The 9,451-nt window shown below is 30.9% G+C and carries 10 protein-coding genes and 1 pseudogene; 1 reads left to right on the top strand and 10 read right to left on the bottom strand.

The genetic code is table 11. From position 1 onward, the window contains the following. The 10 genes and pseudogenes from Trichorick_RS08725 to Trichorick_RS08680 form a co-directional block, all read right to left on the bottom strand. Positions 1 to 618 (bottom strand): annotated as a pseudogene (locus Trichorick_RS08725) (chromosomal replication initiator DnaA); the annotation flags it as partial. A gap of 152 nt (positions 619 to 770) precedes the next feature. Continuing rightward, positions 771 to 965 (bottom strand): hypothetical protein, encoded by a 195-nt coding sequence (locus tag Trichorick_RS08720; protein ID WP_323739271.1) that lies wholly within the window; start codon positions 963 to 965, stop codon positions 771 to 773. A 377-nt stretch (positions 966 to 1,342) separates the two neighbouring features. Then, positions 1,343 to 1,663, bottom strand: coding sequence for a hypothetical protein (locus Trichorick_RS08715; RefSeq protein WP_323739270.1), 321 nt, complete (start codon positions 1,661 to 1,663; stop codon positions 1,343 to 1,345). After that, positions 1,656 to 2,429 carry a ParA family protein gene (locus Trichorick_RS08710; RefSeq protein ID WP_323739269.1) on the bottom strand — a complete coding sequence of 258 codons (774 nt, stop codon included), beginning with the start codon at positions 2,427 to 2,429 and terminating at the stop codon, positions 1,656 to 1,658. The genes Trichorick_RS08715 and Trichorick_RS08710 overlap by 8 nt, the downstream gene beginning before the upstream one ends. A 1,025-nt stretch (positions 2,430 to 3,454) precedes the next feature. Further along, positions 3,455 to 4,087 (bottom strand): protein-L-isoaspartate(D-aspartate) O-methyltransferase, encoded by a 633-nt coding sequence (locus Trichorick_RS08705; RefSeq protein ID WP_323739268.1) that lies wholly within the window; start codon positions 4,085 to 4,087, stop codon positions 3,455 to 3,457. Between the two features lie 714 nt (positions 4,088 to 4,801). Then, positions 4,802 to 5,458 carry a BON domain-containing protein gene (locus Trichorick_RS08700; RefSeq protein ID WP_323739267.1) on the bottom strand — a complete coding sequence of 219 codons (657 nt, stop codon included), beginning with the start codon at positions 5,456 to 5,458 and terminating at the stop codon, positions 4,802 to 4,804. A gap of 199 nt (positions 5,459 to 5,657) precedes the next feature. Then, positions 5,658 to 6,095, bottom strand: a complete 438-nt coding sequence (locus Trichorick_RS08695; RefSeq protein WP_323739266.1) for a host attachment protein — start codon at positions 6,093 to 6,095, stop codon at positions 5,658 to 5,660. A gap of 126 nt (positions 6,096 to 6,221) precedes the next feature. Continuing rightward, positions 6,222 to 6,452 (bottom strand): ChaB family protein, encoded by a 231-nt coding sequence (locus tag Trichorick_RS08690; protein WP_323739265.1) that lies wholly within the window; start codon positions 6,450 to 6,452, stop codon positions 6,222 to 6,224. Between the two features lie 165 nt (positions 6,453 to 6,617). Beyond that, the gene (locus Trichorick_RS08685) at positions 6,618 to 7,094 is read right to left on the bottom strand and encodes an OmpA family protein (RefSeq protein WP_323739264.1); all 477 of its coding nucleotides are present in this window, start codon (positions 7,092 to 7,094) and stop codon (positions 6,618 to 6,620) included. Positions 7,095 to 7,197: 103 nt separating this feature from the next. Next, complete coding sequence (locus Trichorick_RS08680) at positions 7,198 to 7,668, bottom strand: Hsp20/alpha crystallin family protein (protein WP_323739263.1); 471 nt, start codon at positions 7,666 to 7,668, stop codon at positions 7,198 to 7,200. A 476-nt stretch (positions 7,669 to 8,144) separates the two neighbouring features. Between Trichorick_RS08680 and Trichorick_RS08675 the strand changes: the two genes are divergently transcribed. Continuing rightward, positions 8,145 to 9,224, top strand: a complete 1,080-nt coding sequence (locus Trichorick_RS08675; protein ID WP_323739262.1) for an erythromycin esterase family protein — start codon at positions 8,145 to 8,147, stop codon at positions 9,222 to 9,224. The last annotated feature ends 227 nt before the right edge of the window (positions 9,225 to 9,451 follow it).

The raw sequence follows: 9,451 nt of genomic DNA, 5'->3' as shown, positions 1-9,451 counted from the left end.
TGTTCTAGCAGCAATATATTTTTTATAGCATTGAGTATAGAGATCCAACCAGATTAGTTTATGAAATGGCGTAAGTTGATTATGAGTGCACAGTTCTTTAAGAGTTTGATAGCTTATACTAATAAATAACTTGCTACGATCAAGATATTCTCGTTTAGATTCGTTAGTATCAACATAAGGTAGATGTTCTTCTCCAGTCCGATCAGGTGATGTACGTAGCAGTTCAAAGACATGATCAGGTAAAGTGGGATAAATTAAATTACGGTTATTTTGACCATAGGAATTTTTGTCTTTATAGATGATAAAATAGCCTTTAGCTGCTAGGCTTTTTTGCATAAAAAATATTTGAGATCGAGAACAATTAAGCTTTTTTGCCCAAGAATCAGCAGCTAAGGCAATAGCTCGTTGTTTGTTACAGTGAAAATTGATTAATGCTAAACTATCAGCAAGAAGATAAAATATCTTTTCAAGGTTTGATAAATCTTGATTTTGAAGAATATGATTAATTACACATCCAGGTAGAGAAACATAAGAATCATTCTTATTAACCTTAATAGTTTTATCAGAATAATTACTAATAGTGTGCTCTACTCTAGATGAATCAAAGCAAAATTGCATTTTAACTCCTTAATTATAAGGAGTACAAAGCTTAATTCTTGATTATTAGGTATATCTATGTTAAAATGACTTTTGCGAAGTATGTACATAGAGCTTCCTAAATATTTCAAAGTATTTATTGAGCTCTAGTACTCTCCATTTTTAATAATTGTTTATTCATCACTTTTATTATCCTTATTTTTCTGTTGTCTAATGGACGCTATCTTTTCCATAATAGCGCTGGTAATCCAGATAGATCTATCTTGGTTAACAAGACTTCTATTCTCATCTAATTCTAGTAAAAGCTTTTCAGGTATGTTAACTGAAATTTTTACTTTTCCATCAGAAGTTATACGACTAATTTTCATAGACACATCAAAATATATTTTTAGAAAATTATTTTATTAAATTAAGCTATTAAGTGATTAAGTCAAGAAAATAATATTATTTTGGTAAAAAAATAATACAGTATTTTATACTAAATAATACAGATGGTGAAAATTGTATTACGAATTTATAATATTTGTATTACGTAAGTATTACGGTAATGATAAAAAACATATCTGAGCAAATTTATTAGCATTACTAAAGTAATACATTTGTATTACTTTAGTATCATACTATCGTCTAAATCCTATATGGTTAGGTGACCTTACTGTAAATAATTAAATAATAGGATTTTTTAAACTTTGAATATAATTATCTTAGATAATACAAATGTATTACATTTGTATTATGCATAATGTTAAGAAGAATCTTTAACATGTTTTATTAATTTTTTGAGATTGTTATCTAGGTTATCGGATATATAATTAATTATACCTCTAATAACTTCTGAATCAGAATAATTTTTTCTTTCACTTGCTTTATTAATTTCGTGTACTATTTGAGATAAATTAGCAAAATCGGATTGTCTTAACCTAAATGATTTAGTTTTAAAATATATAGTTTTATCATTACTTTGATTTATAAATCCTGTTTTTTCTAAAGGGATGTCTTGGGAGAATTTTGCTATAGTTTTAGATAACTTACTTTCTCCATGTGGTGTTATTTTAATTTTAGACATAATGTGTTACCTCGTCTACTAACAAGCTGAAGTCTTGAGCGCCTTTAGAAGAACTATTAAAAATTTGTATAGGTAGATTGCTTATTTGAGCTTGATTTATTGCCTCATTTTTCCTGATTACAGTAGTAAATAAATGCTCATATAAGGCTTGAAGCTGTTCGTTTATATATTTATTTGTTTGAGAATTTTTTTGTTCAAATAAATTCTTTAAAATAAAGAATTTATATTTTTGGTCTTCTTTTATTTCTTGAATTGCTGTTAATAAATCAGCCATTCCATCTAAGGAATATCGTCCATAATTAGTAGGAATAATTATAGAATCTGCACAGTATATTGCATTAATTGCGAGGACTCCTAATGTAGGTGGACAATCTATTACTATATAATCGTAATCGTTACTAATATTATTTAGATGGTTTTTTAATATTTTTTCTCGGTAAACGGCACTGCTAATTTGCTCTATAGTAGCGGCTAATTTTATATTAGAAGGTATTACATTTAAACTATCTAAATAATCTTCTCTAACAATTGCTTTTCTAATTAATGTTTTTATATTTAATTTTTTGTTTGAGAAGGCTGCAGATATAGTTTGATCAGCTTGTTCAACATCTGGACAGTATATACAACTAGAATGTGCTTGAGGATCAAGATCTATTAAGAGAACTTTTTTGTCCTTTTGGTATAAACCATACGATAAGTTGACTGCTATGGTGGATTTACCGACTCCACCTTTTTGGTTTATTATGGCTATTATTTTACATGACATTATTTGCTCAATCGTAATACAGTTGTATTACGATTGTAATATATAATATATGACATGTCTATCAATTATAAAATTAAATTAGTATAACTCTCCGAATATATACACTACTAGCTCTTGTTAGATTCAGAGTTTATTACATCTCTAAGGTTTTGCAAGTGGTTTTGCGTTTGTAATATAAACATGAAAGTAATATATAAGATGCTTAGTATTATAAAAGTAATATTAAGTATCTTTTTGTGTTTCAATTATTATTTATAAACAGGTTAAGATAGGATATTGAGTGTAGAGTTAGTTGCAAAATAATAGTTTTTTATACTCTCTTTAAGCAATACAGATGTAATACATGTATATTACATCTGTATTGCTTAAAGAGAGTATTTATATCAAATAGCTGTTGATAAAAACTCTTTTTATAAGAAAGAAAAGATATTAGGAAAAACATAGTAAGTAATACAATAGTAATACTATTGTATTACTTACTAAGCTAAAATTTCTTTAGCTCTATACTAATTTAGTAGACGAATAGTTGTCATTTAATTTAAATAGTAAAGTAAGTGTATGGAAAATAATAGTCAAAGCTATCGGTTACCTAGGAATCCGATAGCTTTGTTAAGTGCGATCTAGAAATTGTTACCTATTTCTGCGATCCAATATGATGTAAAGCACTAGCGAAATAACAACTACGTTTATTATGTATACAACCCAAGAGTTAATTTTTTATAAATGATCTATAAACAAATATTTTTTTGTTATTTTAAGTTTTTAGTCCAGAAAACCAGTGTTTGTCGGTAAGGAAGATGGATAGCAAGAATTTAGCCAAAAAGGAGCTAAAAAGTTATACGGAAAATATATCGCTTTGCTCTTGTATGTGAAAATAAGAAATCTATAGTTTCTCGTGCAGCATTATTATTCATCTAAATACAAGTGCCCCCCTTCCGCATATTTTTTCTTTTGTTTTTTAATGAATTTTTATAAAATCTAATACCGCCTAACTCGTATATGTATTATGTATAAATTGTCTCGATTCATTCAACTATGGGTTCTTTTACCATAGGTACAAACCTTACTGGCATAAGATTTTCTTTTTTTATTTTATCCTTTATGCGAGTAATACGTATGAGTTCCTGAACAAACGTTCCGACCGGAATTATTAATCTTCCTCCTTCTTTTAGTTGATCTATAAGTGCTTGAGGTACATCCTCAGGAGCTGCCGTAACTATAATGGCATCAAAAGGAGAATTTTCCGGCCAACCTTTATATCCATCTCCTATACGTAAATGAATGTTTTTATAGCCTAATTTTTTTAGGCGTATTGCCGCCTCTTCTCCAAGCGGTTTTAATACTTCTATGCTATATACTTCCTTACATAGCTTAGATAATATAGCTGCTTGATATCCACAGCCTGTACCGATTTCAAGGACTCTTGAGTTTTGATCAAGCCCAGCAGACTCCGTCATAAAAGCAACTATGAACGGTTGTGAGATAGTTTGTTTGTAACCTATCGGTAAAGGTGAATCCTCGTAAGCAAGGCTTTTTAACTCATTAGGTACAAACAATTCACGAGGAACCTCGGAGACGGCTTTAATTACCCATGAATCTTGTATACCGCGAGATATAATTTGTTCCTTAATCATTTGGTCTTGTCCATTAATATACATAATACTACCTTTGTCATAATCATTAGTGAAATTAGTGTCCGTAAAATAGCCATGCGAATGAAAACAAATAATGAGAATCAAGTAAGAAAGAATTGAAAGACCATATGCCAAACACTACCGCTTCATTATAATGTCCGAATGTTAAAATATAAAATTTTACCTATCTTAGAGCCTGTCAGATCAGTAGATATAAGAGAGGAAGTTTTAGGAAAAACGAAGTCGAGTACCGCAGCGTACTTTTGGGTACGTGAGGAACGGAGACGAGTTTTGACGACAAAATTACCTCTTATATCTACTGATCTGACAGGCTCTTAGCAAGCTCGGCTTAATTTTGTATATAATGCCCCTATCTTCATATATATATTTTCTAAATATAGGGGCATCATTATAATAAATTTATCTTTTCTATTGATAATAACTCTTAAAATAAAATTAAGAATTTTTGAAAACCTCGAACCTACCTCGTTCATTATGAACAACTTACATGACCCATTTCTAATTTTTTAGCCATCTATTCAGCTTTTTTAATAGTTTCCTATTTTGTCTTAAAGGTACTCATATTACTTTCTTTTAATTCTTTAACATGCCATTGGTTATCGATCTTATCGTGAGTCACATGAAAAAAATGCCCTTTCCTTTCTTTGTTAGCCATATTGATAGTCCTCTCAATTAATTGTTAAAATTAAGTATTAATCATTCCATAAGCATACAACATTACCAAGAAATCGTTAACTCGTCTATCACTTCACTAACGCCGTTAACAGACCAAGCCGCGATTTTAGCCTCTCTCTCTTCGTCAAGATTTTGGACGCTACCTTTAAGAGTTACTTTACTACCGTCAACCTCAACCTTGATATTATTAGCGTCAATACGAGCATTGCGTTCAAACTCTTTGATAATTTTATCTTTGACCTCAGACGGACTAATACTCGGCTTAACTTTTATATTATTAATTACGGTCGTTACTCCATACAAGTCACGTACTGCTTTTTCTGCACGTACTTTTTGGTAATTATATTCTACATCGCCTACTAAAGTTAAACGACCGTTGTCGACCGCCACTTTAATTTTTTCTTGAGGAATAAACATAGACCATTTGAAAGCAGTGAGTGCTGCTTGAGCAATATCTGCATCACTTCTTTTATAAGATGACGCTAAATCAACTACTAGTTCATTAGCCACTCCTCTGACTTTTTCTAGCTTCTCAACCGCTTGTTCTGCCAAGTATTTTTCCGTGTAACTTTTAACCTTGCCGCCTAATACGACAATACCGTTATCTTTAACGGAAACAGTAATATTAGATTCATCTATGTTTGGTTCAAAGCGAAGTTGTTCCATAACTTTTGTATACAAACCACCATTAGCTACCATAATAACCTCCTATAATTGTTGAATTAGTATTAAGTACTCTAGGGTAGTACTTTCAGGCTAGCATATTAAAACTTAGAGTGCAATAGTACGAATTCACTATACTTATGATTAATTATTTTAGGATCTAAAGTGTAAATTTCTACATAGGTAGATTTATTCTGGTAAAACCACTTTTAGATGAGTCCGGCTTCTTCAGGCTTTATTTAAAAACACTTTGTTCAATAGTATATATATCTTGACCTACAAGATTCTTTGTTATTTCTTTGTAAATAATCTTTTTTAAATTATTGCTAATAGATTGTCTAATATATCCAAGCATTTTAGGTTCAGTTACAATGATTAGTCTTTTGTAATCCAAATTATCGTTTATTTTTTTCTCTAAAATCTCAGATGCTTTTTTAGCCGCTTCGTAATATTCTATATCTTTAGGTGCAGAATGTGGTTCAAATAATGACCCTGATGCGGATTTCTTTTGGTAATAACTTTCTGATTTTTCTTGTTTATGGTGATAGTGTTTTTCGAACACTATTGGCAAGTTTTCTAATTCTTTAATGATCTTGATTCCTTTTGCTTCGTATAGAATCATTTTAACACTACTAATAACTGCAATTAATTTTGTACCTAAGTCATTTTCCATATGCACCTTGAAGCTTAAATTATTAACAAAAGGTAAGATTTGAAATAAAGTAGTACTTATCAAAACTCAATATTCATATGCTTGTTATGACACTAATTATAAAGCACTAAAAACATGTTATAGATACTATTCAATCTCAACCCATTTACCGTCTCTGTTTTTATAATATTTCTTTTCAACTGCCGCCCATGCTACCTTATGTGCGACGACCTCTCTTGAATCTGTTCCTCGTCTTTTTTCCGGTAATTCATACTGATCCCAAGCATGATTAAAAGCTGCTCTATAGATATCTTGCGCATGCTCGGGTAAGTGGTTTTTTACCCCCTTTGGCAAGTCTGTATTATTTGCATACGGCATCTTTTCGCTCCTAATGATTATACCGAGTAGCGGCTATAAATAAACTAACGTTTGAGGGTTAAAATAAGTGATCATTCTTACACACTTAATCTATAGTCTTAGCTCGGTATTAATTATATTTACTTAAAGTTGATATACATTTAATCTACCTTTACTTATTTTAAGTTATTGTGCTTTGATAATTATAGCTACCGCCCTACGATTTAACCTCCATGCATTTTTATTATGACCTTCAACTTCCGGCTTGTCCTTACCGTATGTAACAACAGTTAATCTTCTTTGATCAATACCTTGCGTAATCAAAAATTTCTCTGCCGCTTCTGCTCTTCTCAACCCTAAAGCTAAGTTATAATTTCTACTGCCTCTTTCATCACAATGCCCTTCTATTGTAGCTATAACATTTGAGTGGGCTACTAACCATTCAGCTTGTTTCTTGAGTCGATCTTTAGCTTCTTGAGAAAGAATTGCACTATCGAAAGCAAAGTAAACTTTATTACCGATGTTTTTTTCAAAATCACTACGCAATATGCTTTCATCTTCTACTACGGTATTATGCTCCGGAATAACGATAACGGTTTTTTTGGTGCTACAACTAGTTAGGCTAAATAGAATTAGTAATAATCCGGCTTTCTTTATGAACATAATACACCTCCTCCTCAAGTTTCATTGGTTGCTGTAACTTATTTTGTATAATTTAAGCATAGTATCCATTTAAAATAGCTATGAGCTATCAATCTTAATTAACTTATTTTGCTTTTACTTCGATTCTCTTAGTACTACTTTCCTGTTTCTTACTTATCTCTATATTTAAAATACCGTCTTTAAAGGTAGCATTTATATCATCTTCATTGGTATTGTTAGGTAACGTTAGTGATCGTTGGAAAGATCCGTAATAACGTTCACGCATGAAATAATTTCTTTCTTTATTCTCAGTAGTCTCTTCAGTTTTTCCTTTTATTATTAATATATTATTATCAAGTTTAAGCTCTACATCATTCTGCTTCACTCCAGGTAATTCCGCTTCTATAAAATATTTATTATCTGTCTCTGATATATTTATTCGCGGTAGAAGACTTGCCCTCATTCCTTCGGATAATAAAGGAGAAGATAGCCTATTAAAATCATTAAAGAATTCCTCAAATATATTTGAGATATTGCTTCTATTGTTGGCTATGTCGGTGGATCTACTTCTAAAGATTGGTAAATTGAATGTCATATTAGCCTCCTAAAATAATTATTGTAAAAAATACTATCCATAAAGTTGTGTAGCTTATTAATTTATTAACCTAACTATAACTACACAATTACGATTGTAGGCTTATGTCTCATATGAAGTCAAACAATTATATTAGTGAAACATAGTGGTTTTGGGAGGATTTAGTCTACGTCTTTTTCAGTCGCAATTTTTCTCTTCAATAGACTAAAGCTATATTAATGTTTTTTATACTTTGATAAGTAGGAGAAACTTATAATTTAAAGTCATACGAATTAGCTAAACCGTAAATGGAAGTGGTTTTTAGAAGAGATAAAATAAATATAAGCCTAAAATATTTATTTCAAAATATATAATTAAAGGATACAATTCATTATTGTATGACGTTATAACCTATCTGTGCTCGGTAATTAACGATAAGCTGAAGAATAATGATGTAATTTAAGCTGAGACTGGATTAATGCGCAGGGAGAGTGAATATGACAGAAACTCTTAGGCAAATTATTGTTGATAATGCGTTGCCTTTTTCAGAAATGGATATAAATTATGAAATCTTGAGTAACCGATTAAGTGCTGCGTCTATAGTGTTACTTGGAGAAGCAACTCATGGCACAGATGAATTTTATCGCATTAGAAGTCAAATAACTAAAAAATTAATCACCGAATATGGTTTTAATGCCGTTGCTATAGAAGGAGACTGGCCTGACGTTTACCAATTAAATCGTTATATACAAGGCTTTTATCCTAAAAATACCGCGAATCAAACTCTTTCATGTTTTAAGCATTTTCCTTTATGGATGTGGCGTAACAAACCGATATTAGAACTTATCAAATGGTTAAGAAATTATAACGACGAGTTAAAACTATCCGATAATAAAATCGGTATATACGGTCTTGATCTATATAGCCTTCATACTTCAATTGAAGAGATAATTAAGTTTTTAGATAAACATGATCCGGCAGCGGCTGCAAAGGCTAGAGCTCGATATAAATGCTTAGATACGGCTATACATGATCCTGAAATATATGGGTTTTTGTCTAATATTAATTTAACGGTATCATGTGCTCAGGCCGTAACCGAACAATTAATTGATTTAAATCAACAAGCTTATTTCTTTATGAAAGAACATACGGAGGTAGAGAAAGACGAATATTTTCAGCTCATTCAAAATGCCAATTTAATCAAAAGTGCGGAAAGTTATTATAGAAATATGTTTAGAGAAGAAATCTCTACTTGGAATTTGCGTGATAAGCATATGTTCAATACATTGCAAAATATTCAAGGCTATCTTAGTAAAAAACATAAAAAACAAGCTAAAATTATTGTTTGGGCACATAATTCTCATATAGGTAATGCAAATGCAACGGATATGGGAAAGAAAGGAGAATTTAATATCGGACAACTTGTCAAAGAATCATACGGTGAGCATAGTTTTTCTCTTGGATTTACCACTTATTCCGGAACCGTAACGGCGGCAACTAGGTGGGGCGATAAAGGAGAGACGAAACATATCAAACCCGCTTTATCCGGAAGTTATGAAAACTTCTTTCACATATGAGATTCACAGACATTGTTTCAATTTTTTGTCCCTATGTTCTATTGTAAGAATAACTTAAAATTGGCATTTTACGTTGTGTACGATCTATTGCATAAAAGTAATTTTAGCGAATGAGCGCACCTAAAACAGGCTTTGTTGCATGAATCAGAATTTGGACGTGTTGTTTAATTTTGTTAAAAATCAGGCAATTTTTTTGGTAGCCGGCATGCCGAGTTTTGTCATGACAT

Origin of the sequence: Candidatus Trichorickettsia mobilis (genome assembly GCF_034366785.1) — a bacterium.
Classification (GTDB): domain Bacteria; phylum Pseudomonadota; class Alphaproteobacteria; order Rickettsiales; family Rickettsiaceae; genus Trichorickettsia; species Trichorickettsia mobilis_A.
This window is presented reverse-complemented; position numbering and strand designations above follow the sequence as displayed.